This window comes from Pseudoalteromonas sp. XMcav11-Q, from assembly GCF_040104525.1.
Lineage (GTDB): Bacteria > Pseudomonadota > Gammaproteobacteria > Enterobacterales > Alteromonadaceae > Pseudoalteromonas.
In genome coordinates, this window is record NZ_JBECOX010000013.1 from 152946 (window position 1) to 179797 (window position 26852).

Genomic DNA, 26852 nt, shown 5'->3' on the forward strand with positions numbered 1-26852 from the left:
TTATGTGAATTAGTTTACGGTATCATCACCTTCTAGCTTAGTCTTCCAACCTAGAAACCACAAAATAGGGGTTAAGATACTCGGCTTTTTGATTATAGCGCAGAGGCTCGCCATTCACTTGGCTGACCTTTGCCCCTGCGATACTCGCCACCGCGTGTCCGGCCCCGGTATCCCACTCTGAAGTTGGGCCAAGACGAGGGTAAACATCGGCTTTACTTTCTGCCACTAAGCATAACTTAAGTGAACTGCCTTTAGGCACCATGTCGACTTGCTCGAAGCGGGTAAGGTACTCAGCTAAATCTGGTGAAGGATGTGAGCGCGAGCCAACTACTTTGATTAAACCTTGATTGGGCTTGGAGGTGACTTTGAGCTCTATGCGAGCTTCACCCGTTTGCTTGAACGCGCCAATACTTTTTTCTGCAAGGTAGCTTTCATTAAGTGCTGGAGCATGAACAACACCAAGAATGGGTTCACCGTTATTGATAAGTGCAATATTTACCGTAAATTCGCCATTTTTCTTGATGAATTCCTTGGTGCCATCAATGGGGTCAACCAGCCAATATTCTTGCCATTGTTGGCGTTCTTGCCAATCTATTCTCGCGCTTTCTTCGCTTAATATCGGCATTTCGGGAGTGAGGGTTTTTAGGCCTGCAACAATAATTTGATGTGCAGCGAGATCTGCCTCAGTGACGGGACTTTCATCTTCTTTATATTCAACATTAAAGTCCTTGGCATAAATCTCCATAATCGCTTCACCAGCGCGAATACTCAGATTTAATACTTCTTCCAGCAGATCCGTATGATTCATGACTTACCCTATTAAATTTTTTGACAGTAGATAGTGTATTAGCTGCTGGACAGATTCTTCCAGCGACTGCTCGGAAGTATTTAAACATATTTCTGGACTAATTGGGGGCTCATACGCCGAATCTATGCCAGTAAAATGTTTTATTTCTCCAGCACGCGCTTTTTTATACAAACCTTTAGGGTCTCGTTGCTCGCAAACTGCAAGCGGCGTATCTAGATATACTTCAATAAACTCGCCGCTTGCGACTAAGTTACGCACCATGTCTCGTTCAGCTTGAAAAGGTGAGATAAAAGCGGTGAGTACCATTAGTCCCGCATCGACCATGAGTTTGCTGAGTTCACCCACTCGACGAATGTTTTCGACGCGGTCTTCATCACTGAACCCTAAGTCTTTACACAGTCCATGTCTGACATTATCCCCATCAAGGAGGTAGGTATGTATGCCTTTAGCTTGCAGTGCATGCTCAAGTGCATTGGCCACGGTGCTTTTACCTGAGCCAGAAAAGCCTGTAAACCACAGCACGCAAGGCTTATGACCTTTTAACTCGCTACGTTTTGTTTTATCTACGGCATAGTTATGCCAAACAATATTTTCGTCCATACTTTGCTCTATTAAAATGGAAAGACAAATGGAATAACAGTCAGTACCGTCGCTGAATAAATCAACGACAAGGGCAGTCCCATGGTGACGTAATCACGAATTCGATAGTTGCCTGCGCTATACACCATGAGGTTAGTTTGATAGCCAAAAGGTGAGATAAAGCTCGCGGATGCGCCAAAGGCTACCGCCATTACAAATGGCAGTGGGTTTACACCAAAACCACTTGCCAGCGCATAGGCTACTGGGAATGAAAGTGCTGCCGCGGCATTGTTAGTGATGAGCTCGGTAAATATCACAGTCATCACAAAAATGGCGATAAATGCGCCGTAAGGACCAAAATCCCCTAACAACCACAATAAGCTCGAGGAAATCTCTGCTGCCAGTCCGGTTTCAATCATTAACTTAGCCAGTCCTATCGCACTGCCAACAATAGCGACAAGCTCAATAGGAAAGCGGCGTTTCATCTCTGGGACTTTAATTGTGCCGAGCACCACAAGTGCGGCGAGTAACACAATCAACCCTTTTACCAGCGGCACAACCCCAAAGATACTAAGGCCAACCACTGTCGCAAAACTCGCAAGTACGGTGTTGGACTTATTGCGAGATAGATGTGTTTGTAAATCTAGGCCCGAGATATACACAAATTCGCGTTTGAGATTGGGGAGTGCATAAAAATCGCTGCTTGGTGCTAGTATTAAAGAGTCACCCGCTTGTAATTCGACCTGACCGATTCCACCTTGTAGGCGATCATGACCACGACGTATCGCAATAATAGCAGCATGAAACTGCTCTCTAAAGCGGATCTCTTTAATGGTTTTTCCAAGAAAGCGTGAAGACTGACTGACGACCACTTCCACCAAGTGCTCAACGTCTTTCTCGTGTTTATCATGGACTATCTTTAATCCATCGAAACGCTGTAACAGTGGCACTGAGTTGATGTCGCCCACAAATAGCAGAACATCACCAGCAAGAATTTCTTGTTGTGGCGTAACGGCGCAGATCCGTCGTTCACCACGAATGATTTCAGCAAGAAATAAGTCTTTGAGGTCGCGCAGGCCGTTTTCTTCAACCGTGCGGCCAACTAGCTTGGAGCTTGGCTCAACTTTCCCTTCTAAATAAAACGGCACGACCTCATCATTATTTTTGCCGTTGTCGGGCAAATATTTGAGCATAATCGTGATGGTCAATAAACCAACACTCAGGACGGCAAGACCAACTAAGGTAAAGTCAAAAAAGCCCAGCGGTGCCATCCCTGCTTCTACGGCAAAGCCATTAACAATAAGGTTGGTAGAAGTACCTATTAGCGTTAACGTACCACCTAAAATAGCGGTATAAGAAAGCGGTAATAGCAGCTTAGAAGGCGCGTGTGTTTTGCTCTCTTTAACGGTGGTGATCAGCGAAGCAACCACCGCAGTGTTATTGGTAAAAGAAGACAAAAAGGCGGTGGATAAACCCAGTTTAATCACCGCTTTTGCGAGACTACCTTGTGCCATTGAGTGGGCGAGTTTTTTGACTAAGGTTGTTTTTTCAATCGCAATAGAAACTAGGATAAGTAGCACAAGCGTGATTAAAGACGGGTTCGCATAATTCACCAACATCGATTCAAGATCGATGAGGCCAGTCAAATAACTAGTGGCGATTGCGCCTGTGAATAGCCATGCAGCGTTAATGCGTGTGGCAAAAAGACACACGACTAACGCTAGCATAATGCCTGTTAAAATGACTTGTTCCATAATGACGTCATACCTCGTCTAACAGGCTAAATTGCATTATTTTAGCTTCGAAATATCAAGCGCTTGCCAATGAGGGAAGTGCTTGCGAACTAATGCATTAAACTCAATCTCAAATCCACTAAACTGACTTGAGGACGTTGCTGTTGCGGCTTGAACCGTTTCCACCATACCTGCACCTATGGTTAGGTTAGATAGGCGATCAATTAAGATAAACGAGCCGGTTTCACGATTATTTAAATACTCATCCGCAACGACATTTTCTGTCAGCTCGATGGTTACGATAGCAATTTCATTTAATGACAATGAATCGGCTTGGCCGTGCTCAAGTGTATTCACATCGATAGTGTGCTCGATATTTTTCACGATTGCCGCGGTTTTCTTGCTACCCAATTTAAGGTTATAACTTTTACCCAATTGTAGTGGTGTTTCGTGCATCCATACCAGCTTAGCAGTGATCTGATTCGTCACCTGAGCAGTCGACTCTACAGGCACTATCACGTCGCCACGACTCACATCGACTTCATCTGCTAGGGTGATAGTGAATGCTTGTCCGGTTTCCACTTGAGTTAGATTGCCATCAAAAGTCACGAGTTCTTTAATGGTTGAAGTCTTACCTGATGGCAATACTTTAACCGCTTGGCCAACGCTTAAGCTACCAGAGGTTAATGTGCCTTGGAAACCACGAAAGTCTAGATTAGGACGCACAACATATTGCACCGGGAAGCGCGCTTCAAAACCATGATTAGGCTCTGCGGCAGGAGAGTCTTCCAGCAGTTCCAGCAATGGTTTGTCTTGATAATAAGGCGTTTTTTCTGAGCGATTTACAACATTGTCGCCTTTAAGTGCTGACATTGGCACAAAGCGAATATCTCGTACGTTCAGTTGTTCAGCAAATTTCAAATAGTCGGCCTTTATGCGCTCAAATACGGCCTCATCAAAATCAACAATATCCATCTTGTTTATCGCGACAACGAACTGTTTGATACCCAGTGAATCACAAATAAAGCTATGGCGTTTAGTCTGAACTTGGACACCATAACGGGCATCGACAAGAATAATGGCCAAATCACTGGTCGAAGCACCCGTAACCATATTACGGGTGTACTGCTCGTGTCCTGGCGTATCGGCAATAATAAATTTACGCTTCGCAGTTGAGAAATAGCGGTAAGCCACATCAATGGTAATACCTTGCTCACGCTCTGCTTGTAAGCCATCAACAAGTAACGCTAAATCTAGATCTTCACCCGCATTGCCGACTTTTTCATTGTCTTTGTGTAGCGCAGCTAATTGGTCTTCATAGATTTGATGGCTATCGTGTAGCAAACGGCCGATCAGCGTTGATTTACCGTCATCTACGCTGCCGCAGGTCATCATGCGCAACAAGCTCTTGTCTTGCTGACGCGCTAAGTAGGTTTCAATGCCTAATTCTTTCACTTCATTTGCTGTTGACATTAGAAATACCCCTCGCGCTTTTTCTTCTCCATTGATCCTGATGAATCATGATCAATCACTCGTCCTTCACGTTCTGATGACGTAGATAACAACATTTCTTCGATAATTCCAGTGAGCGTATCGGCCTCTGATTCAACTGCCCCCGTTAGTGGGTAACAGCCAAGTGTTCTGAAGCGTACTGATTTCATTTCAGGCACTTCACCTTCTGCAAGTGGCATACGGTCATCATCGACCATAATTAACGTTCCGTTACGCTCGACAACCGGTCTTGGCTTAGATAGGTAAAGTGGCACTATCTCAATACCTTCTTGGTAGATATATTGCCAAATATCGAGCTCTGTCCAGTTTGATAATGGGAAAACTCGAATGCTTTCGCCAGGGTTCACTTGGCCGTTATACGTATTCCATAACTCCGGACGTTGGTTTTTAGGATCCCAGCGATGGTGTTTATCTCTAAATGAGTAAACTCTTTCTTTTGCGCGAGATTTTTCTTCATCACGGCGCGCACCACCAAAAGCCGCATCAAAGCCATATTGATCTAGCGCTTGCTTAAGGCCTTGTGTTTTCATGATATCGGTATGCTTAGATGAACCATGAACAAATGGACTTATATTCATCTCTAGCCCTTCTGGGTTTTTGTGCACAAGCAGTTCAAATCCATACTCTTTTGCTAATCTATCGCGAAACTCGATCATTTCTCTAAATTTCCAATTGGTATCAACGTGGAGTAGAGGAAAAGGGATCTTCGCAGGGTAGAAAGCCTTACGAGCAAGATGAAGCAGTACCGACGAGTCTTTACCAATCGAGTACAGCATTACTGGGTTTTCAAACTCTGCGGCAACCTCTCGGATGATCTTTATGCTCTCAGCTTCGAGTTGCTGGAGATGGGTTAAAGCCATGATTAATGTCCTACTTATAAATTTAACTATCTGTTACGGTTATTACGCGACTTGCGTAATGGGTTGAGCAAAGCTACTGATTTGATTGTTCTTATTAAACCAAGCTAATTGCTCATGTAATGCTGCTACTTCACCAATAATCAATAGTGCTGGCGACTGAATATCATGCGCAGTAATAGTCTGTGCAAGTTGATCTAATTGTGTTTTTACTACACGCTGAGATTTACGCGTGCCATTCTCAACAATTGCTACAGGTGTATTCGGCGAGCGACCATGAGCGAGTAATTGCGCCTGAATATGCGGCGATTTAATCACTCCCATGTATACGGCAAGCGTTTGATTCGCCTTAGCTAAGCCTTCCCAGTCGAGTTCTTGTCCATCTTGCTTGCAATGCCCAGTCACAAATTGAATAGCTTGAGCATGATCTCTATGAGTTAATGGAATACCAGCGTATGCGCTACATCCTGCTGCAGCAGTAATGCCCGGAACAATTTGATATTTAACGTTATTTTCTGCCAACACCTGCACTTCTTCGCCACCGCGACCGTAAATAAATGGGTCGCCGCCTTTTATCCTACAAACCTTTTTACCTTGTTTGGCTAAATCAACCAAAATCTCGTTGGTGTGTTCTTGTTTAACACTATGATTACCGGCTTTTTTGCCCACGCAGATTAAATCAGCGTCACGACGTACAAGATCCATGATTTCGTCAGATACCAGATAATCATACACTACCACATCGGCTTGTTGCATTAGTTGTAATGCCTTAAGCGTCAGTAGCTCAGGGTCGCCAGGACCCGCACCGACGACATAAACCTCGCCTTCTGGGGAGGGAGTGCTTTCTAGCATGGCTTCAAGTTGAATTTGTGCATTTTCATTGTTACCAGCTTGTACTTCACTTACCACATTTGAATCAAAGACAGATTCCCAAAACTGACGGCGGTCAGCAAAGTGTTTAAAGCGCGCTTTCACTTTATGTCTGAATTGACCGACAAGCGTTGCCAGCGGACCTATATGCTGTGGAATAAGGGTTTCTAACTTCTCTCGTAATCGTCTTGCAAGGACGGGCGCAGTTCCAGCACTGGATATGGCAATCGTTATAGGGTTTCTATCCACGATTGACGGAAAAATAAAATTACACTTTGGTTGGTCGTCGACTACGTTAACGAAAAGGTTTCGCGCTTCAGCAAGCTCTGCCACCTCTGCATTTACGGCTTCAATATCCGTTGCCGCAACGACTAACATGGCATTATCTAGGTCTGATGCATCAAATGGCTTATGTCGAAGTGCAACGCTTGCATCCGCTGCTAGTGATAAAAGCTCAGTGCAAAACTCAGGTGAAACCAAAGTGACTGCTGCATTGGCTTTCAAAAAGGCGCGACACTTCCTCAGCGCAACCTCACCACCACCTACAATCAATACAGGTTTATTTTCTAGTTTGGTAAAAATTGGCAAGTATTGCACGATAACCTCTGCTAAACATCACGACGGTTGATATCAATATTGATTGATATCAGTAATAGAGCGCAGCATATAGAGTTGCAAATGTGGGAAAAAATAATTTAAACCGACTCCATATAACTAAAAGTTATAAAAAAAGTGATTAAATGTAATTTTCTTTTTGTTTCATTAGGTTAACTTAAGTTTTTGCTGTGATTTGACGATTATAGTGTTTGGTTATGAGATATTCATTTAATGAACAATAGTAAAAACCGCGTCCGACAGCTAATTGTATGCGGACATTTGTCCTATTGTTGGTCCTGTTGTATGCATTTAACTAGGCTTATTACATAGAATGAAAAGGAACACGGTAATGACTTTACAATCTGATGCTCGGTTGTCGCTGAGTTTAATGGATTTAACCTCTTTGAAAGAGGACGATACGCCGGCAAGTATTCTCGCATTATTGAATAGCATTAACCCTGATATCGGACTACCAGCGGCGATTTGTGTGTATCCGCAGTTTGTGATGTTAGTAAAAGAAGAGTTGGAAAAGCGTGAGTGGCTGCAGATAAAAGTGGCAACGGTGACCAACTTCCCATCTGGAGAACAAAAGCTCCAGCAGGTCGTTGCACAAACTCATTCAGCAATCGCAGATGGTGCCGACGAAATTGATCTTGTGCTTCCTTATCAGCAGCTGATGGCGGGTGACCCAGATACACCTTGGCAATATGTGCATTCAAGCAAGCTTGCTTGTCAAGGTAAAGCAAAGCTCAAGGTCATCATCGAAAGTGGCGTATTGGCTAAACCAAAGCTCATTGCGGAAGCCGCGCAGCTTGCCATTATGGCGGGCGCGGACTTTGTTAAAACAAGTACAGGAAAGGTTGCTGTCAATGCTACACCTGAAGCGGCTGAAGTTATCCTTAAGACAATCAAAAGCAGCGGTAAATCGGTTGGATTTAAAGCGGCCGGTGGAGTAAAGTCAGTAGTTGAAGCACAGCGATATTTACGATTGGCTGAAGAAATTATGGGGGCCGAGTGGCTCAATGCCAAGAATTTTAGATTCGGTGCTTCAAGCTTATTGAGTGATGTAGCAGTGGTTGTGAATGGACAGAGCGAGTGAAGCAGAAAAAATAAAACTTGAGCATGACGCTGCTAAACTGTTTTTACGCAGTTATGAAAAGCAGTTTGCAGTGCATATGCGCCATATTTGGCACAATGAGCCCAATAAGCCGGACGTCAGTTGTTATCAAGGAAAAATACAGCTTGATATAGAAATAGCCCATTTTTATGCAAGTGAGAAAGAAGCGATGGCTGTGCTTGGGCGTCAGTTGTCTCTCTCCACGCAAAGAGAGCTGGCAGCAATGAGTCAAGCTGCTGACTCCGAACAACTGAGTATCGGCTTACAGCGGCTGCTCAATCAAAAAGCCAAAAAATACTATGATTCACAACGTGTTTGGTTGTTAATTCGAAATGCTAGCCCCATCTATCATCTTGACGATTTTAAGCGCTTAAAAGCCACTTGGGAGATCCCTGATTGTCATCCATTTGAGCAAGTTTGGGTGCTTTGTGATTTTTATCACGGAGATTTATTGCGTCTTTTCTGAAGACGTCGTAAAACCAAGTTTAGATTAAATGTTACTTTGCATATCTTTTACACTTGTTTTCGTTTGCTTCGTCAGTATAATGGGCATCCACTTTGCAGGGGCGTAGTTCCAATTGGTAGAACAGCGGTCTCCAAAACCGATGGTTGCGGGTTCGAGTCCTGCCGCCCCTGCCAATTCAGCAACAAGTCCACATTTAAAATAACGTGACCCAAAACCACTTAAGTCGCTTATTTGTAAATTTGGATTGAATGGATTTACCCTGTTCTATGCAGGGTTGTTGTGTCTGTATTTAAGGTAAAATTGATTATGAGCACTAATGTTGAAAACTCGTCAAGCTCGATGGACACGGTAAAGTGGCTAGCTGCTATTGCACTTCTAACTGGTGCTGTAGTTGGTAATTATCTATATGCCGATTTATCTGTTTTAGTACGCGCTGTTGGCGTAGTTGCAGCTATTGCTGCGGCTTTGGGCATTTTGGTAACGACTGAAAAAGGCCGTACCTTTATCGCTTTTGCTAAAGAATCACGTATTGAAGTACGTAAAGTTATCTGGCCAACGCGTCAGGAAGCGACTCACACTACTTTCATCGTGATCATTGCAACGGTGATTATGGCATTAATCCTATGGGGATTAGATGGTATACTTTTCCGTGCAGTAGGCTTTTTAACTGGATTGGAGATCTGATCCCATGTCGGATGAGAACAAAGAAAAGAAATTACGTTGGTACGTGATCCAAGCGTTTTCGGGTTTTGAAAAACGCGTAGCACAAACCATTATCGAGCATATTAAAATCGAAGGGTTAGAAGACCTATTCGGTGAGATCCTTGTGCCGACTGAAGAAGTGGTTGAAATGCGTGCAGGTCAGAAACGTAAATCTGAGCGTAAATTCTTCCCTGGCTATGTATTAGTTCAAATGGTAATGGACGATGCTTCTTGGCACTTGGTGAATAGTACACCGCGTGTAATGGGCTTTGTTGGTGGTACGTCAGACCGTCCTGCACCAATCAGTCAAAAAGAAGCGGATCGTATTCTTAACCGTCTACAAGAAAATGCTGAAGCACCGAAACCTGCTACTTTATTTGAGCCGGGTGAAGTGGTTCGTGTTACAGATGGTCCATTTGCTGACTTCAACGGTGTGGTTGAAGAAGTGGATTACGAAAAGAGTCGCCTGAAAGTTTCGGTACTTATTTTCGGTCGTTCAACGCCTGTAGACCTAGAATTTGGTCAGGTTGAGAAAGACAAATAAATTCTAACTTGAAAAAGTTGTCAAAGGCCGCTGATTAATCTATAATCAGCGGCCTTTTTGTTGTACGCAAAAATATGCGGCAAAAAGACTGAATTTTTTAACTGGGAAGCCGTTTGAGTACGCGTCCTCGCGCGCACGAGGCAAAGACCCACAATTGAGGTATTATCATGGCTAAGAAAGTTGAAGCTCTAATCAAGCTACAAGTTGCTGCTGGTATGGCTAACCCTAGTCCTCCAGTAGGTCCTGCACTAGGTCAACACGGTGTAAACATCATGGAATTCTGTAAAGCGTTCAACGCACGTACAGAGTCTATCGAAAAAGGCGCACCTGTTCCTGTTGTTATTTCTGTTTACAGTGACCGTTCTTTCACTTTTGAAATGAAGACTCCACCTGCGGCATACCTTCTTAAGAAGGCTGCTGGTATCAAGTCTGGTTCTGGTCGTCCTAACACTGAAAAAGTTGGTACAGTTACTCGTGCTCAACTTGAAGAGATCGTTGAGACGAAACGTCCAGATCTTACTGCTGCTGATATGGACGCAGCTGTACGCACGATTGCAGGTTCTGCACGTGCAATGGGCTTGAACGTAGAGGAGTAATTGAGAATGGCTAAATTAACTAAGCGTATGCGTACTATCCGCGAGAAAGTGGATGCGACTAAAGAGTACGAAATCAACGAAGCTGTTGCTCTTCTAAAAGAACTTGCTACTGCTAAGTTCGTTGAAAGTGTTGACGTTGCTGTAAACCTAGGTATCGATGCTCGTAAATCTGACCAAAACGTACGTGGTGCAACTGTACTACCTCACGGTACTGGTCGTGATGTACGCGTAGCGGTATTCACTCAAGGTGCAAATGCTGAAGCTGCTAAAGAAGCTGGTGCTGATTTAGTAGGTATGGAAGACCTTGCAGAGCAAGTTAAGAAAGGCGAAATGAACTTTGACGTTGTTGTTGCTTCTCCAGATGCAATGCGCGTTGTTGGTCAGCTAGGTCAAATCCTAGGTCCACGTGGTCTTATGCCTAACCCTAAGACAGGTACTGTAACGCCTAACGTTGCAGAAGCTGTTAAGAACGCTAAAGCTGGTCAGGTTCGTTACCGTAACGATAAGAACGGTATCATCCACACTACTATCGGTAAAGTAGACTTTGACGCTAACCAACTTCAAGAAAACCTTGAAGCGCTAATCATCGCGCTTAAGAAGGCTAAGCCTTCTACTGCAAAAGGTACTTTCGTGAAGAAAGTAAGCATCTCTACTACGATGGGTGCTGGTGTTGCTTTAGACCAAGCTACTCTAAATACTCAAGTAGTATAATTTAGAGTTTAGCGTTTACATGGCGTAAAAATTAGACTATAATTTTGCGCCATTTTGTAGAGAAGTGTACTTCTTTACAAAGCAAAGAATTCGGGTTGAAGCGCATAATTTCGAAAATTGTTTCCATCATGGTCTACAATGAATCGATAAATTGCGCTTCCGTCCAAGACCGTAGGTGGCTTCGGCCTTAATCGTCCTACGTAGACGGTGTGAATCCCAGCTAGATTTTCCTAATCTTCTGGCTCTCGCCGTAAAAAGCATCTCTGCTAAAGTTTTTAGCAGGGTAGAGTAGAACTGAAAAACATGTTTGTTTTTCTATAAACCAGGAGTAACACCCATGGCTTTAAATCTTCAAGACAAAAAAGCAATTGTTGCTGAAGTCAACGAAGCTGCCAAAGGTGCTCTTTCAGCAGTTGTTGCTGATTCTCGTGGTGTAACAGTAGGTGCAATCACTGCTCTTCGTAAAGAAGCTCGTGAAGCTGGTGTATGGATGAAAGTTGTTCGTAACACCCTAGCTAGACGTGCGGTTGAAGGCACTGATTACGAATGCCTTAATGAATCACTAGTTGGTCCAAGCCTAATCGCTTTCTCTTCAGAGCACCCTGGTGCTGCTGCGCGTATCTTTGCAGATTTCGCGAAAAAGAACGAAGCATTTGAGCTTAAAACTGCTGCATTCGAAGGCAAAATCGTTGACGTAGATATGCTTGCTAAGCTACCTACTTACGACGAAGCTGTTGCACGCTTAATGAGCGCTATGAAAGAAGCGTCTGCTGGCAAATTGTGTAAAACAATTGAAGCGGTACGTGTACAGAAAGCTGAGCAAGCTGCTTAATCTAAGCAACGCTCCTTTCTTTAATAAATTTTTTGAACCGCATGGGTTCGTAAATAATTAGGAAATTTGAAATGTCTGTAACTAAAGACCAAATCCTTGACGCTATTGCTGAAATGTCAGTAATGGAAGTTGTTGAACTAGTTGAAGCTATGGAAGAGAAGTTCGGTGTAACTGCAGCTGCTGCTGTTGTTGCTGCTGGTCCTGCTGAAGCTGCTGAAGAAAAGACTGAGTTCGACGTAATCCTAGCTGCTGCTGGCGGTAACAAAGTTGCTGCAATCAAAGCGGTACGTGGCGCAACAGGTCTAGGCCTTAAAGAAGCTAAAGCGCTAGTTGAGTCTGCTCCTGCACCTATCAAAGAAGGTGTATCTAAGGAAGAAGCTGAAGCGCTTAAGAAAGATCTTGAAGAAGCTGGTGCTGAAGTTGAGATCAAGTAATCTAGCTCCCGCTAGGTTCGCTGCCTGAGAAATCAGGCAAGGGCTGGTGATTATTTAATCACCGGCCCTTTTGCGCTATAGAGATATGCATTTCTATCGTGCATAAATCTTCGAATTTCACTGTAATTTTCAATAACTTAGAAGTTTTTGTTGAAAATCGCAATGGCATTTGAAGTAACACTAATTTGGTAACATTAACGATTTGAATATAGCCTGAATTGTGCTCATATAAGCCGTTAGTTAAGCAAGTTAGTGTGACAATTTAGATGTTGTTATCATGGCTTAGATGCCAGTGAAGTCTGTTCAATTTTGGACAGGTTGGGTCAAAGATCAGCAAGCTGAGGAACCCCATGGCTTACTCTTATTCTGAAAAGAAACGTATCCGTAAGGATTTTGGTAAACGTCCACAGGTTTTGGACATACCTTTCCTACTGCAAATGCAGTTGGAATCGTTCGATAAGTTCATTGCGCCTGATGCCGATGGTGATACTGGATTGGAAGCTGCTTTCCGTTCTGTATTCCCTATCAAGAGCTACTCGGGCAATTCTGAACTTCAATACGTCAGTTATCGTATTGGCGAGCCAGTATTTGACGTTAAAGAATGTCAAATTCGCGGTGTGACATATTCTGCTCCACTTCGCGTTAAACTACGTCTTGTGCTAATGGACAAAGATGCACCTGGCACAGTCAAAGACATAAAAGAGCAAGAAGTTTACATGGGCGAAATCCCGCTCATGACAGACACCGGTACTTTTGTAATCAATGGTACTGAGCGTGTTATCGTTTCTCAGCTACACCGTTCACCTGGTGTATTCTTTGATAACGACCGTGGTAAATCACACTCATCTGGTAAAGTGTTATATAACGCACGTGTGATCCCTTACCGTGGTTCATGGCTTGACTTTGAATTCGACGTTAAAGATAACCTTTACGTTCGTATTGACCGTCGCCGTAAACTACCAGCATCTATCATCTTACGTGCGCTAGAGTTCACTTCAGACGAAATCTTGGCACTATTTTTTGAAACGACAAGTTTCGAAGTAAAAGATGGCAAAGTGTTGATGGAACTTGTGCCTTCACGCCTACGTGGTGAAACCGCTGCATTTGATATTAAAGATGCAAACGGTGACGTATTGGTTGAAAAAGGCCGTCGTATTACTGCACGCCACATTAAGAGCATCGAAAAGCAAGGCATCGACACTCTTGAAGTACCGCATGAGTACATCATCGGTCGTGTTGTTGCTAAAAACTATATCGACGAATCAACAGGCGAAGTGATTGCAGAAGCGAACTCTGAACTATCACTAGAGCTTATGGCTGAATTGGTGAAAGCGGGTCACTCAAAGATCGATACGCTTTACATCAACGAAGTAGACAGCGGTGCGTACATGTCAGAGACATTACGTGTTGATTCTACTAACAATCGCCTAGAAGCATTGGTAGAAATCTATCGCATGATGCGCCCTGGTGAGCCACCAACAAAAGAAGCTGCAGAAGCGTTATTTGATAACCTATTCTTCTCTGAAGAGCGCTACGACCTTTCAACTGTTGGTCGTATGAAGTTCAATAGCCGTGTTGGTTATGATTCAGACGAAGGTGACGGTACGCTATCTAAAGAAGATATCGTGAGCGTGATGAAGGTATTGATCGACATCCGTAACGGTAAAGGCGATGTTGATGACATCGACCACTTAGGTAACCGTCGTATCCGTTCTGTAGGTGAAATGGCTGAAAACCAATTCCGTGTAGGTCTTGTACGTGTTGAGCGTGCGGTACGTGAGCGTCTAAGTCTTGGTGACCTAGATAACGTTATGCCACAGGATTTGATCAACGCTAAGCCAATCTCTGCAGCAGTAAAAGAATTCTTTGGTTCTTCACAGCTTTCACAGTTTATGGACCAGAACAACCCGCTTTCAGAAGTAACGCACAAGCGTCGTATTTCTGCATTAGGTCCGGGTGGTCTAACTCGTGAGCGTGCTGGCTTCGAAGTACGTGACGTACACGTAACGCACTACGGTCGTGTTTGTCCTATCGAAACGCCTGAAGGTCCAAACATCGGTCTAATCAACTCGCTATCTACTTACGCGCGTACAAACGACTATGGTTTCTTAGAGACTCCATACCGCAAAGTAGTAGACGGTATCGTTACTGACGATGTTGATTACCTATCAGCAATTGAAGAAGGTCAGTTCGTTATCGCACAGGCGAATACAACGCTAACCGATGACAACCAATTTGCTGAAGAATTGATTCCATGTCGTTTTAAAGGTGAATCAACCTTTATGCCAAGCGACAGCATCCAGTATATGGACGTATCTCCACAGCAGGTAATCTCTGTGGCTGCAGCGCTTATCCCATTCCTAGAACACGATGACGCGAACCGCGCATTGATGGGATCGAACATGCAACGTCAAGCTGTACCTACACTACGTGCTGATAAGCCGCTAGTTGGTACTGGTATTGAGCGTACACTAGCGAAAGACTCTGGTGTAACAATCGTTGCTAAGCGTGGCGGTATCGTTAAGTATGCTGATGCAAGCCGTATTGTTGTTAACGTTAATGAAGATGAGCGCATCCAAGGTGAAGCGGGCATCGACATCTATAACTTAACTAAGTACACACGTTCAAACCAAAACACTTGTATCAACCAGAAACCAACTTGTATGGTTGGTGAGCCGGTGGTACGTGGTGACGTGCTTGCTGATGGTCCTTCAACAGACCTAGGTGACTTAGCACTTGGTCAGAACCTACGTGTAGCGTTCATGCCTTGGAATGGTTACAACTTCGAGGATTCAATCCTACTTTCAGAGAATGTTGTAAAAGAAGATCGTCTAACGACTATCCACATTCAAGAGCTTCAGTGTATTGCTCGTGATACTAAGCTTGGTCCAGAAGAAATCACTGCGGATATTCCAAACGTAGGTGAATCTGCACTAGGTAAGCTTGACGAATCAGGCGTTGTATATATCGGTGCTGAAGTGAAAGGCGGCGACATCCTTGTAGGTAAAGTAACGCCTAAAGGTGAAACGCAGCTAACACCTGAAGAAAAGCTACTACGCGCTATCTTCGGTGAAAAAGCGTCTGACGTTAAAGACAGCTCACTACGTGTACCAAACTCTGTATCTGGTACGGTTATCGACGTACAAGTGTTTACGCGTGACGGTGTTGAAAAAGACAAACGTGCACTAGAAGTTGAAGATATGCAGCTTCGCGAAGCGAAGAAAGACTTCAACGAAGAGTTCAGAATCCTTGAAGGCGGTATCCTGACTCACGCTCGTAACCTACTGATTAAATCAGGTATGAGTGAAGAGCAGCTTGCTGGCTTTAACACTGAGAAGCTACTAACGCAAAGTCTTGCTGATGAAGAGCACCAAGCAGAGCTTGAGCAACTAGCTGCACAGTATGACGAGCTTAAAGCTGACTACGATAAGCGTTTCGAGAACAAGCGTCGTAAGATCACTCAAGGTGATGACCTAGCGCCTGGCGTACTTAAGATTGTTAAAGTATACCTAGCTGTTAAACGTCGTATCCAACCTGGTGATAAGATGGCGGGTCGTCACGGTAACAAGGGTGTAATCTCAACTATCGTTCCTGTTGAAGACATGCCTTACGATGATAAAGGTCGTACTGTAGATATCGTACTTAACCCGCTGGGTGTACCATCTCGTATGAACATCGGTCAGATCCTAGAAACTCACATGGGTCTAGCTGCTCGTGGTATCGGCGAACGTCTTGAAGAAATGATGAAAGAGCAACGCGAAATTCACGAGCTACGCGAATTCATCAAGAAAGCTTACGAAATCGGTGACTGCCGTCAGAAAGTAGATATTGCTAACTTCTCTGATGATGAAATCCGTCGCTTGGCAGATAACCTTAAAGGTGGTCTTCCAATCGCAACACCAGCATTTGATGGTGCACGTGAAGCTGAAATCAAAGACATGCTAGAGCTTGGTGGTTATCCAAGAAGTGGTCAGGTAACGTTATATGATGGTCGTACTGGTGATGCATTTGAGCGTCAAGTAACAGTAGGCTACATGTACATGCTGAAACTGAACCACCTTGTTGATGACAAGATGCACGCGCGTTCAACAGGTTCTTACAGCCTAGTTACTCAGCAGCCGCTGGGTGGTAAGGCACAGTTCGGTGGTCAGCGTTTCGGTGAGATGGAGGTATGGGCACTAGAAGCATACGGTGCTGCCTACACGCTACAAGAAATGTTGACAGTGAAGTCGGATGACGTTAACGGTCGTACTAAGATGTATAAGAACATCGTAGACGGTAACCACAAGATGGAACCGGGTATGCCTGAGTCGTTCAACGTACTGTTGAAAGAAATCCGCTCGCTAGGTATCAACATCGAGTTGGAAGAAATTTAATCCGACCGCCGCAGTGCGCTGCGGCGTTGCATAACTGCAACCGGACTGAAAAGAATGTAGGGGTGAGCGTGGCTTGCCCTCAAGATTAACCTCCGACAGGAGAGCTAAGGTGAAAGACTTACTTAAGTTTCTGAAGCAACAAAATAAGACCGAAGAATTCGATGCAATTCGCATTGGTCTTGCTTCGCCAGACATGGTGCGTTCATGGTCTTACGGTGAAGTAAAGAAACCTGAGACAATCAACTACCGTACTTTCAAGCCTGAGCGTGATGGCTTATTCTGTGCCCGTATCTTCGGCCCAGTAAAAGATTACGAGTGTTTGTGTGGTAAATACAAGCGCTTGAAGCACCGTGGTGTTATCTGTGAAAAGTGTGGCGTTGAAGTAACGCTAACAAAAGTACGTCGTGACCGTATGGGTCACATCGAGCTGGCTAGCCCAGTTGCGCATATTTGGTTCTTGAAATCACTTCCGTCACGTATCGGCCTAATGCTAGATATGACGCTTCGTGATATCGAGCGCGTACTTTATTTTGAATCATTCGTGGTAACTGAGCCAGGTATGACTACGCTTGAGCGCGGTCAACTACTAGGTGAAGAAGAATACCTAGATGCACTTGAAGAGCACGGTGATGAGTTTGAAGCGAAGATGGGTGCAGAAGCTGTACTTGATCTACTTCGTGACCTAGACCTTGGTCAGTTAATCGCTGAAATGCGTGAAGAGTTGCCAACAATCAACTCTGAAACTAAGCGTAAGAAAATCACTAAGCGTCTTAAACTAATGGAAGCGTTCCACCAATCAGGTAACAACCCTGAGTGGATGGTAATGAGCGTGCTACCGGTTCTTCCACCAGATCTACGTCCTCTAGTACCACTAGACGGCGGTCGTTTTGCGACTTCAGATCTGAACGACCTTTACCGTCGTGTAATCAACCGTAACAACCGTTTGAAGCGTCTTCTAGACCTAGCTGCACCAGACATCATCGTACGTAACGAAAAGCGTATGCTTCAAGAAGCGGTTGATGCGCTACTTGATAATGGTCGTCGTGGCCGTGCAATTACGGGTTCTAACAAGCGTCCACTGAAGTCGCTTGCTGACATGATCAAAGGTAAGCAAGGTCGTTTCCGTCAAAACCTTCTAGGTAAGCGTGTTGACTACTCAGGCCGTTCTGTTATCACCGTTGGTCCTACGCTGAAACTACATCAGTGTGGTCTACCTAAGAAGATGGCACTTGAGCTATTCAAGCCATTTATCTACGGTAAACTAGAGCGCCGTGGTATGGCGACAACCATCAAAGCTGCGAAGAAGATGGTTGAGCGTGAAGTACCAGAAGTTTGGGACGTACTAGACGAAGTTATCCGTGAGCACCCGGTTTTACTTAACCGTGCGCCAACACTTCACCGTCTAGGTATCCAAGCATTCGAACCTGTACTTATCGAAGGTAAAGCGATTCACCTGCACCCGCTAGTGTGTGCGGCGTATAACGCTGACTTCGATGGTGACCAAATGGCTGTTCACGTACCACTGACGCTTGAAGCGCAGTTGGAAGCGCGTGCATTGATGATGTCTACCAACAACATTCTAGCGCCAGCTAACGGTGAACCAATCATCGTTCCTTCACAGGACGTTGTACTAGGTCTTTACTACATGACTCGCGATCGTATCAACGGTAAAGGTGAAGGCACTGTATTTAAAGATGCTAAAGAAGCTGAAAAAGCATACCGTGTAGGTGCAGCTGAGCTTCACGCTCGTGTTAAAGTGCGTATCACAGAAGTGACTATCGACGAAGAAACACGTGAGCGCGGCACGTTAACTCACCTAGTAGATACGACAGTAGGTCGTGCAATCCTTTCATTGAATATCCCTGAAGGCTTGCCGTTTGAACTGATCAACAAACCACTAGGTAAGAAACAAATTTCTGGTCTTCTTAACGAGTGTTACCGTCGTCTAGGTCTTAAAGATACAGTTATCTTTGCTGACCAAGTGATGTATACCGGTTTCCACTACGCGATGAAGTCAGGTGTTTCTATCGGTATCAATGACATGGTAATCCCACCAACTAAAGGTGAGATCATCGATCGTGCGGAAGCTGAAGTTGCAGAAATCAACCAACAGTTCCAATCAGGTCTTGTAACTGCCGGTGAGAAATACAACAAAGTTATCGATATCTGGTCACGTGTAAACGAAAACCTTTCTCGCGAGATGATGGCTAACCTTTCAAAAGAAACGGTTATCAACGCTGAAGGCAACGAAGAAGAGCAACCGTCATTTAACTCAGTGTTTATGATGGCAGACTCAGGCGCTCGTGGTAGTGCTGCTCAGATCCGTCAGCTAGCGGGTATGCGTGGTCTAATGGCACGTCCAGATGGTTCAATCATCGAAACGCCGATTACAGCGAACTTCCGTGAAGGTCTAAACGTACTACAGTACTTTATCTCGACGCACGGTGCGCGTAAGGGTCTAGCGGATACGGCACTTAAGACAGCGAACTCGGGTTACCTAACTCGTCGTCTAGTAGACGTAGCACAAGATTTGGTTATCAATGAATCAGACTGTGGTACCGAAGAAGGTCTAGTAATGAAGCCGCTAATTGAAGGTGGTGACGTTGTAGAGCCGCTTCGTGAGCGCGTACTAGGTCGTGTTGTTGCTGAAGACGTGGTTAAGCCTGGTACAACAGAAGTACTGGTTGAACGTAACGTAATGATTGACGAAAAACTGTGTGACCTTCTAGAAGAGCACTCAGTAGACGAAGTTAAAGTACGTTCTGTAATCACCTGTCAAAACGACTTTGGTGTGTGTGCACACTGTTATGGTCGTGACTTGGCACGTGGCCACATCATCAACCCTGGTGAAGCAGTTGGTGTAATCGCGGCACAGTCAATCGGTGAGCCGGGTACACAGCTTACGATGCGTACATTCCACATCGGTGGTGCGGCATCACGAGCTTCTGCAGAGAACAGTGTTCAAGTTAAGAACAATGGTAATCTGAAACTTCACAATGCTAAGTTTGTAATCAATGCTGATGGCAAAATCGTTATCACGTCTCGTTCAACTGAGATCACGATAATCGATGAGCACGGTCGTGAGAAAGAGCGTTATAAAGTTCCTTACGGTGCAGTATTAACTGTACAAGATGGTGCTGACGTTAAAGGTAACGATATCGTTGCTACTTGGGACCCGCATAGTCACCCAATCATCATTGAACATGAGTCAAAAGTATCGTTCAGCGATATTGATGATTCAAACACTGAAGCACAGACTGATGAATTAACTGGTCTAACACGTGTGGTTGTTAAGGATCTTGCGAAAGTAAACGCGAAAGAGCCTAAACTAATCATTGAGAACGAAGAACGTGGTCTTCAAGAGATCCGTCTACCTTCATTCACAACGATTGAAATCACAGATGGTGCAACAGTACTACCTGGTTCGGTACTGGCTCGTATTCCACAAGAAGGTTCGAAGACTCGTGACATCACGGGTGGTCTACCTCGAGTTGCTGACCTATTCGAAGCGCGTAAGCCAAAAGATCCTGCAATTCTTGCAGAAATCACAGGTACCGTTAGCTTCGGTAAAGAGACTAAAGGTAAGAAACGTCTTGTGATCACACCGGAAGAGGGTGATGCATACGAAGAGATGATCCCGAAATGGCGTCAGCTTAACGTGTTCGAAGGTGAGCAAGTGGCTAAAGGTGAAGTAATCGCCGATGGTCCAGAGTCTCCGCACGACATCCTACGTCTACGTGGTGTTACTGATGTATCTAACTACATCACTAACGAAGTACAAGAAGTATACCGCCTACAGGGCGTAAAGATTAACGATAAGCACATTGAGACTATCGTTCGTCAGATGCTTCGTAAGTGTATCATCCTTGACGGTGGTGACAGTGAGTTCCTAGTAGGCGAGCAAGCTGAAGTTGCACGTGTAAACATCGCTAACCGTGAACTAGAAATGCAAGGTAAGATCCCAGCTAAGTTTGAAATCCAACTAATGGGTATTACTAAAGCGTCACTTGCGACTGAATCGTTTATTTCTGCGGCATCGTTCCAGGAAACAACACGTGTTCTAACCGAAGCTGCGGTTAACGGTAAGAGCGATGAGCTACGTGGTCTGAAAGAAAACGTAATCGTGGGTCGTTTGATCCCTGCGGGTACAGGTTTCGCATACCATGAAGAGCGCATCAACCGTCGTAAGCAAGGAGAAGCAGCTGTTGAAGAGCAAACAGTAAGTGCTGAAGAGGCAACTCAAGCGCTAACAGATGCACTAAACGCTGATTTACTAGGTGGCAACGAGTAATCCTCGCCATTTAGCTAATTAATTGAAAAACCGCTGTGTGAATGCAGCGGTTTTTTTATGCCTTTTCAACTCGCTGGTCGAATTGCCATCAAAGCGTCACATCAATATGTATACTGCAACAAAGGTTTTTCAATGCAATCGTCAACTTTTGTTAACTTTCAATAGCTTCGCAGACAAAACCATCCGAATTGCATGCATTTACTTAGCGCTGATGACGACTTTTGGTTGACAGGTTAAACTTTGGTCATTAAAATTCGGCCACCCATTTTAGTCGTTCAAGAAAATTGGATTTGGCCTAAATGGTAAGATTTTATTTTTCAGTAGTAATTTATTAATTCAGGAGCTATTTAATGGCAACTATTAACCAGCTAGTGCGTAAGCCACGTCGTAGCAAGGTTACAAAGAGCAACTCAGCTGCTCTTAAAGCTTGTCCACAAAAGCGTGGTGTATGTACTCGCGTATATACAACAACACCTAAGAAACCAAACTCTGCATTACGTAAAGTAGCGCGTGTACGTTTAACTAACGGTTTCGAAGTAACTTCATACATTGGTGGTGAAGGTCACAACCTACAAGAGCACAGTGTAATCCTAATCCGTGGTGGTCGTGTTAAAGACTTACCAGGTGTGCGTTTCCACACTGTTCGTGGTGCACTTGACTGTGCAGGCGTAAACGACCGTAGACAGGCTCGTTCTAAGTACGGTGCAAAACGTCCTAAGGGCTAATGGTTCTCCGTTAGTAAGGCCAAGCACTTAAGTTTTAAATTTTTATATATTGTTTTGGGAATCCGTGTTTAGCACGGACCTGAAGATACCGGAGAAAGAAAATGCCTAGAAGACGCGTAATAGGTCAACGTAAAATTCTTCCAGATCCGAAGTTCGGATCAGAGCTTCTTGCTAAATTCGTTAACGTAGTAATGCTTGACGGCAAGAAATCTACTGCTGAAAAAATCGTATATGGTGCGCTAGACGTGGCTGCTGAAAAATCAGGCAAGTCGCACCTAGAAATCTTTGAATCTGCACTTGATAACGTTCGCCCACAGGTAGAGGTTAAATCTCGCCGTGTTGGTGGTTCAACGTACCAAGTACCAGTTGAAGTACGTCCAGTGCGTCGTAACGCACTAGGTATGCGTTGGTTGGTTGAAGCTGCACGTAAGCGTGGCGAAAAATCAATGGGTCTTCGTCTTGCTCAAGAGATGATCGACGCTGCTGAAAACAAAGGCACTGCGGTTAAGAAACGTGAAGACGTTCACCGTATGGCTGAAGCGAACAAAGCATTCGCTCACTACCGTTGGTAATCTGCTAACACCCTTTAAGAGGATATTATGGCACGGACAACTCCGATTGAGCGCTACCGTAACATTGGTATATGTGCTCACGTAGATGCGGGTAAAACAACTACGACCGAGCGCGTACTTTTCTATACTGGTCTTTCTCATAAGATTGGTGAGGTACACGACGGTGCCGCAACTATGGACTGGATGGAGCAGGAGCAAGAGCGTGGTATCACGATCACTTCTGCTGCAACGACGTGTTTCTGGAAAGGGATGGATGCTCAGTTTGATGAGCATCGTGTAAACATCATCGATACTCCAGGACACGTAGATTTTACTATCGAAGTAGAGCGTTCATTGCGCGTACTTGATGGTGCTGTTGTTGTGTTATGTGCTTCATCAGGTGTGCAACCGCAAACTGAGACCGTTTGGCGTCAGGCAAACAAATACGAAGTACCACGTATGATTTTCGTCAATAAGATGGATCGTACGGGGGCTAATTTCTTGTCTGTTGTTGAACAAGTTAAAAAACGTCTCGGTGCTACACCTGTGCCTATTCAGCTACCAATTGGTGCTGAAGATGAATTTAAAGGTGTTATTGACCTTATCAAGATGAAAGCGATTAACTGGAATGAAGAAGACCAGGGAATGACTTTCAACTATGAAGAGGTCCCTGCAGATCTTCTTGAGCTTGCTGAAGAATGGCGTTCTCATCTAATTGAGAGCGCTGCAGAAGCTTCTGAAGAGCTAATGGAAAAATATCTTGAAGATGGTGAGTTGAGCGAAGAAGAGATTAAATCAGCCCTTCGTCAACGCACATTGGCCAATGAAATTGTGCCAATGACGACAGGTAGTGCATTCAAGAACAAAGGTGTTCAGGCTGTGCTTGACGCTGTGATTGAATTCATGCCTTCGCCTACTGAAGTAAAAGCTATCCAAGGTGTCTTAGAAGACGAATCCGAAGATACGCGTGAAGCTGACGATAATGCACCGTTTGCGGCGCTTGCATTTAAGATCGCAACCGATCCATTCGTTGGCACACTTACTTTCTTCCGAGTTTACTCTGGTAAAGTTAGCCAAGGTGATTCGGTACTAAATCCTGTTAAAGGTAAAAAAGAGCGTTTTGGACGTATTGTTCAAATGCACTCAAACTCGCGTGAAGAGATTAAAGAAGTTCATGCGGGTGACATCGCGGCTGCTATCGGCCTAAAAGATGTAACTACTGGTGATACACTTTGTGCTCAAGAAGCGCCAATTACGTTAGAGCGTATGGAGTTTCCTGAGCCTGTAATCTCGGTCGCAGTAGAACCTAAAACAGTAGCTGACCAAGAAAAAATGGGCGTTGCGCTTGGTAAACTTGCAGCAGAAGATCCTTCATTCCGTGTAGAAACGGACGAAGAATCGGGTCAGACGATTATCTCTGGTATGGGTGAACTTCACTTAGATATCATTGTCGATCGGATGAAGCGTGAGTTTAACGTTGTGTGTAACGTTGGTAAGCCTCAGGTTGCATACCGCGAAACTATCCGAGCTTCTGTTGAAGCTGAAGGTAAGTTTGTGCGCCAATCTGGTGGTCGTGGTCAATATGGTCACGTTTGGTTGAAGCTAGAACCAATGGATGTCTCTGATGATGATGCGCCAATATACGAATTCGTTAACGAAATCGTAGGTGGTACAGTACCAAAAGAGTATATCCCAGCGGTTGATAAAGGTATTCAAGAGCAGATGAAGCAAGGTGTTCTTGCCGGTTATCCGCTATTGGGTGTTAAAGCTACTCTGTTTGATGGCTCGTTCCACGATGTTGACTCAAACGAGATGGCGTTTAAGATCGCAGGTTCGATGGGCTTTAGAAAGGGCGCGCTTGAAGCAAGTCCAGTTCTACTTGAGCCTGTCATGAAAGTAGAAGTAATCACCCCTGAAGAAAACATGGGTGATGTAGTAGGCGACTTAAACCGTCGTCGTGGCATAATTGAAGGCATGGAAGAAGCATTTGGTGGCTCGAAGCAAATTAATGCTCAGGTACCGCTTTCTGAAATGTTTGGTTATGCAACAGACTTACGCTCCGCTACACAAGGGCGCGCATCATACTCTATGGAATTCCTAAAGTATGCTGAAGCGGCTAAAAACGTAGCTGATGCAATAATTGCAGCTCGCGCTGTTAAGTAATTTTAGTTCGGTCCGGTCTTAGGGCTGGACTTTAATTTCTTTATAGGAAATTTGAAAATGGCAAAAGAAAAGTTTGAACGCGTAAAACCGCACGTAAACGTAGGTACAATCGGCCACGTTGACCACGGTAAAACAACTCTAACTGCAGCAATCACTAACGTACTTGCAAAAGTATACGGTGGTGAAGCAAAAGACTTCGCATCAATCGATAACGCTCCAGAAGAGCGTGAGCGTGGTATCACAATCTCAACTTCACACGTTGAGTATGACACACCAACTCGTCACTATGCACACGTAGACTGTCCAGGACACGCTGACTATGTTAAAAACATGATCACAGGTGCTGCACAGATGGACGGCGCGATCCTAGTAGTTGCAGCTACTGACGGTCCTATGCCTCAAACACGTGAGCACATCCTACTTTCTCGTCAGGTTGGTGTACCTTACATCATCGTATTCATGAACAAATGTGACATGGTTGACGACGAAGAGCTACTAGAGCTAGTAGAGATGGAAGTTCGTGAACTACTTTCTGAGTACGACTTCCCAGGTGATGACCTACCACTAATCCAAGGTTCAGCGCTTAAAGCACTAGAAGGCGAAGAGCAGTGGGAAGCGAAGATCGTTGAGCTTGCAGAAGCACTAGATTCTTACATCCCAGAGCCAGAGCGTGACATCGATAAGCCATTCATCATGCCTATCGAAGACGTATTCTCAATCCAGGGTCGTGGTACAGTAGTAACAGGCCGTGTAGAAGCTGGTATCATCAACGTGAACGACGAAGTAGAAATCGTAGGTATCAAAGAAACTACGAAGACAACTTGTACGGGTGTTGAGATGTTCCGTAAGCTTCTAGACGAAGGTCGTGCGGGTGAGAACATTGGTGCACTACTACGTGGTACTAAGCGTGATGAAGTTGAACGTGGTCAAGTACTATGTAAGCCTGGTTCAATCAAGCCACACACAAAATTCACTTCAGAAGTATACGTACTTTCGAAAGATGAAGGTGGTCGTCACACTCCTTTCTTCAAAGGTTACCGTCCACAGTTCTACTTCCGTACAACAGACGTAACTGGTGACATCCAGCTACCAGACGGCGTAGAAATGGTAATGCCAGGCGACAACATCAAGATGACTGTTGAGCTAATCGTACCAATCGCGATGGACGAAGGTCTACGTTTCGCTATCCGTGAAGGTGGCCGTACAGTAGGTGCTGGTGTTGTAGCAACAATCGAAGAGTAATCTCTAGATTGTCGTAACACACATAAAAAAAGGTCGCTTTGGCGGCCTTTTTTAATACCTTGTAGCAGCGATTTTATATCGCGACCAGTGAAAAGGGTCATTCTCCAATAAGGCGTACAGACTTTTTAACACCTAGTAGCAGCGATTTTATATCGCGACCAGTGAAAACGGTCATTCTCCAATAAGGCGTACAGACTTTTTAATACCTCGTAGCAGCGATTTTATATCGCGACCAGTGAAAACGGTCATTCTCCAATAAGGCGTACAGACTTTTTAACACCTAGTAGCAGCGATTTTATATCGCGACCAGTGAAAACGGTCATTCTCCAATAGGGCGTACAGACTTTTTAATACCTCGTAGCAGCGATTTTATATCGCGATCAATGAAAAGGGTCATTCTCCAATAAGGCGTACAGACTTTTTAATACCTTGTAGCAGCGATTTTGTATCGCGACCAGCAAAAGGGTCGTTCTCCAATAAGGAGTTCAGACTTTTTAATACCTCGTAGCAGCGATTTTATATCGCGACCAGCAAAAAGAGTCATTCCTAGCAATTCAATAACTGTTCTCGAACCTTCTTAAGTAATATCCCACTTATAGAATAGTGTCTCAATCGTGTTGATAACACGCAGTCCTACACATAAACGGCATACAACACCTCTTTTTTTGTTCTCTTTTTATACTGTTAAGTGTCAAAAATAAGCGTTTCGCTTGATTTTTACTCGAACAAACGTTTTTTCGCAATTTTCTTTAAAAAAAGGGTTGCACTAAAATCGGATCGCCCTATAATGCGACCCCACTGACACGGGGCGCTACGCTGAAAAGCAAAGCAACAACGAGTTAGCGTCAAGTAAAACTTAAGTTCGAAACTTCTTCTCAAGAAATTCAAAATTAAGTATTGACAAAAAATCGGGAATGCTTAAAATGCACATCCCTCGAAACAACGAAATGTTTCGAAACGTTCTTTAAAAATATGAAGCAATCATCTGTGTGGGCACTCGTACAGATTGAGTTCTAACGGCAGATTCTAGTTCGCTAGATGACGCAAACAAATTTAGAGTCTCAATTGTAACTGAGTGACTATATAGTCAATTCGTTTTGATTTTACTTTTTTGAAAAGTAGAAACAAACAATCAGAATTCAATGA

20 protein-coding genes and 1 tRNA gene are annotated in these 26852 nt (G+C 44.4%); 15 read left to right on the forward strand and 6 right to left on the reverse strand.

The features are described from left to right. Window positions 1–37: 37 nt before the first annotated feature. From cysQ to cysG, 6 genes are read right to left on the reverse strand one after another with little or no spacing between them, the layout of a single operon-like run. Complete coding sequence (cysQ, locus tag ABMY45_RS19150; RefSeq protein WP_349289351.1) at window positions 38–808, reverse strand: 3'(2'),5'-bisphosphate nucleotidase CysQ; 771 nt, start codon at window positions 806–808, stop codon at window positions 38–40. A gap of 3 nt (window positions 809–811) precedes the next feature. Continuing rightward, complete coding sequence (gene cysC, locus ABMY45_RS19155) at window positions 812–1408, reverse strand: adenylyl-sulfate kinase (RefSeq protein ID WP_010607813.1); 597 nt, start codon at window positions 1406–1408, stop codon at window positions 812–814. 11 nt (window positions 1409–1419) lie between these two features. Further along, on the reverse strand, window positions 1420–3144 hold the full coding sequence (locus tag ABMY45_RS19160; protein ID WP_026001080.1) for an SLC13 family permease: 1725 nt from the start codon (window positions 3142–3144) through the stop codon (window positions 1420–1422). Between the two features lie 33 nt (window positions 3145–3177). Beyond that, window positions 3178–4593 (reverse strand): sulfate adenylyltransferase subunit CysN, encoded by a 1416-nt coding sequence (cysN, locus tag ABMY45_RS19165; protein ID WP_349289352.1) that lies wholly within the window; start codon window positions 4591–4593, stop codon window positions 3178–3180. Then, complete coding sequence (gene cysD / locus ABMY45_RS19170; RefSeq protein WP_010376235.1) at window positions 4593–5492, reverse strand: sulfate adenylyltransferase subunit CysD; 900 nt, start codon at window positions 5490–5492, stop codon at window positions 4593–4595. The genes cysN and cysD overlap by 1 nt, the downstream gene beginning before the upstream one ends. 42 nt (window positions 5493–5534) lie before the next feature. After that, on the reverse strand, window positions 5535–6956 hold the full coding sequence (gene cysG, locus ABMY45_RS19175) for a siroheme synthase CysG (protein ID WP_349289353.1): 1422 nt from the start codon (window positions 6954–6956) through the stop codon (window positions 5535–5537). Between the two features lie 349 nt (window positions 6957–7305). Between cysG and deoC the strand changes: the two genes are divergently transcribed. From deoC to tuf, 15 genes are all read left to right on the forward strand, one after another. After that, window positions 7306–8055, forward strand: a complete 750-nt coding sequence (gene deoC, locus ABMY45_RS19180; protein ID WP_206471692.1) for a deoxyribose-phosphate aldolase — start codon at window positions 7306–7308, stop codon at window positions 8053–8055. Continuing rightward, a complete protein-coding gene (locus tag ABMY45_RS19185) occupies window positions 8039–8539 on the forward strand; it encodes a hypothetical protein (RefSeq protein ID WP_174170875.1) in 501 nt (166 codons plus the stop codon). The genes deoC and ABMY45_RS19185 overlap by 17 nt, the downstream gene beginning before the upstream one ends. Before the next feature lie 96 nt (window positions 8540–8635). Then, window positions 8636–8712, forward strand: a tRNA-Trp gene (locus ABMY45_RS19190). Window positions 8713–8845: 133 nt separating this feature from the next. Continuing rightward, window positions 8846–9223: a preprotein translocase subunit SecE gene (secE, locus tag ABMY45_RS19195; protein ID WP_010376231.1), complete on the forward strand. Its 378-nt coding sequence runs from the start codon at window positions 8846–8848 to the stop codon at window positions 9221–9223. 4 nt (window positions 9224–9227) lie between these two features. Beyond that, complete coding sequence (gene nusG, locus ABMY45_RS19200) at window positions 9228–9785, forward strand: transcription termination/antitermination protein NusG (protein WP_010376230.1); 558 nt, start codon at window positions 9228–9230, stop codon at window positions 9783–9785. A 167-nt stretch (window positions 9786–9952) separates the two neighbouring features. Next, window positions 9953–10381 (forward strand): 50S ribosomal protein L11, encoded by a 429-nt coding sequence (rplK, locus tag ABMY45_RS19205; protein WP_010376229.1) that lies wholly within the window; start codon window positions 9953–9955, stop codon window positions 10379–10381. 6 nt (window positions 10382–10387) lie between these two features. Further along, on the forward strand, window positions 10388–11092 hold the full coding sequence (gene rplA / locus ABMY45_RS19210) for a 50S ribosomal protein L1 (RefSeq protein WP_010376228.1): 705 nt from the start codon (window positions 10388–10390) through the stop codon (window positions 11090–11092). Between the two features lie 337 nt (window positions 11093–11429). Next, complete coding sequence (gene rplJ / locus ABMY45_RS19215; protein WP_010376227.1) at window positions 11430–11924, forward strand: 50S ribosomal protein L10; 495 nt, start codon at window positions 11430–11432, stop codon at window positions 11922–11924. A gap of 71 nt (window positions 11925–11995) precedes the next feature. Next, on the forward strand, window positions 11996–12358 hold the full coding sequence (gene rplL, locus ABMY45_RS19220) for a 50S ribosomal protein L7/L12 (protein WP_070982798.1): 363 nt from the start codon (window positions 11996–11998) through the stop codon (window positions 12356–12358). 350 nt (window positions 12359–12708) lie between these two features. After that, entirely contained in the window at window positions 12709–16734 is a 4026-nt protein-coding gene (rpoB, locus tag ABMY45_RS19225; protein WP_102055954.1) for a DNA-directed RNA polymerase subunit beta, read from the forward strand. 109 nt (window positions 16735–16843) lie between these two features. Next, the gene (gene rpoC, locus ABMY45_RS19230) at window positions 16844–21025 is read left to right on the forward strand and encodes a DNA-directed RNA polymerase subunit beta' (protein ID WP_039494556.1); all 4182 of its coding nucleotides are present in this window, start codon (window positions 16844–16846) and stop codon (window positions 21023–21025) included. Window positions 21026–21375: 350 nt separating this feature from the next. After that, window positions 21376–21750 (forward strand): 30S ribosomal protein S12, encoded by a 375-nt coding sequence (gene rpsL, locus ABMY45_RS19235; protein WP_010367657.1) that lies wholly within the window; start codon window positions 21376–21378, stop codon window positions 21748–21750. Window positions 21751–21851: 101 nt separating this feature from the next. Further along, entirely contained in the window at window positions 21852–22322 is a 471-nt protein-coding gene (gene rpsG, locus ABMY45_RS19240; protein WP_010376219.1) for a 30S ribosomal protein S7, read from the forward strand. A gap of 27 nt (window positions 22323–22349) precedes the next feature. After that, a complete protein-coding gene (gene fusA, locus ABMY45_RS19245) occupies window positions 22350–24464 on the forward strand; it encodes an elongation factor G (RefSeq protein WP_102055956.1) in 2115 nt (704 codons plus the stop codon). Window positions 24465–24521: 57 nt separating this feature from the next. Beyond that, window positions 24522–25706, forward strand: coding sequence for an elongation factor Tu (gene tuf / locus ABMY45_RS19250; protein ID WP_119230648.1), 1185 nt, complete (start codon window positions 24522–24524; stop codon window positions 25704–25706). Window positions 25707–26852: the final 1146 nt, after the last annotated feature.

Bases quoted from the DNA above. Each gene is read 5' to 3' on its own strand.
- cysQ (WP_349289351.1), bottom strand. From the start codon at position 808: ATGAATCATACGGATCTGCTGGAAGAAGTATTAAATCTGAGTATTCGC.
- cysC (WP_010607813.1), bottom strand. From the start codon at position 1,408: ATGGACGAAAATATTGTTTGGCATAACTATGCCGTAGATAAAACAAAA.
- cysN (WP_349289352.1), bottom strand. From the start codon at position 4,593: ATGTCAACAGCAAATGAAGTGAAAGAATTAGGCATTGAAACCTACTTA.
- cysD (WP_010376235.1), bottom strand. From the start codon at position 5,492: ATGGCTTTAACCCATCTCCAGCAACTCGAAGCTGAGAGCATAAAGATC.
- deoC (WP_206471692.1), top strand. From the start codon at position 7,306: ATGACTTTACAATCTGATGCTCGGTTGTCGCTGAGTTTAATGGATTTA.
- ABMY45_RS19185 (WP_174170875.1), top strand. From the start codon at position 8,039: ATGGACAGAGCGAGTGAAGCAGAAAAAATAAAACTTGAGCATGACGCT.
- secE (WP_010376231.1), top strand. From the start codon at position 8,846: ATGAGCACTAATGTTGAAAACTCGTCAAGCTCGATGGACACGGTAAAG.
- nusG (WP_010376230.1), top strand. From the start codon at position 9,228: ATGTCGGATGAGAACAAAGAAAAGAAATTACGTTGGTACGTGATCCAA.
- rplK (WP_010376229.1), top strand. From the start codon at position 9,953: ATGGCTAAGAAAGTTGAAGCTCTAATCAAGCTACAAGTTGCTGCTGGT.
- rplA (WP_010376228.1), top strand. From the start codon at position 10,388: ATGGCTAAATTAACTAAGCGTATGCGTACTATCCGCGAGAAAGTGGAT.
- rplJ (WP_010376227.1), top strand. From the start codon at position 11,430: ATGGCTTTAAATCTTCAAGACAAAAAAGCAATTGTTGCTGAAGTCAAC.
- rplL (WP_070982798.1), top strand. From the start codon at position 11,996: ATGTCTGTAACTAAAGACCAAATCCTTGACGCTATTGCTGAAATGTCA.
- rpoB (WP_102055954.1), top strand. From the start codon at position 12,709: ATGGCTTACTCTTATTCTGAAAAGAAACGTATCCGTAAGGATTTTGGT.
- rpsL (WP_010367657.1), top strand. From the start codon at position 21,376: ATGGCAACTATTAACCAGCTAGTGCGTAAGCCACGTCGTAGCAAGGTT.
- rpsG (WP_010376219.1), top strand. From the start codon at position 21,852: ATGCCTAGAAGACGCGTAATAGGTCAACGTAAAATTCTTCCAGATCCG.
- fusA (WP_102055956.1), top strand. From the start codon at position 22,350: ATGGCACGGACAACTCCGATTGAGCGCTACCGTAACATTGGTATATGT.
- tuf (WP_119230648.1), top strand. From the start codon at position 24,522: ATGGCAAAAGAAAAGTTTGAACGCGTAAAACCGCACGTAAACGTAGGT.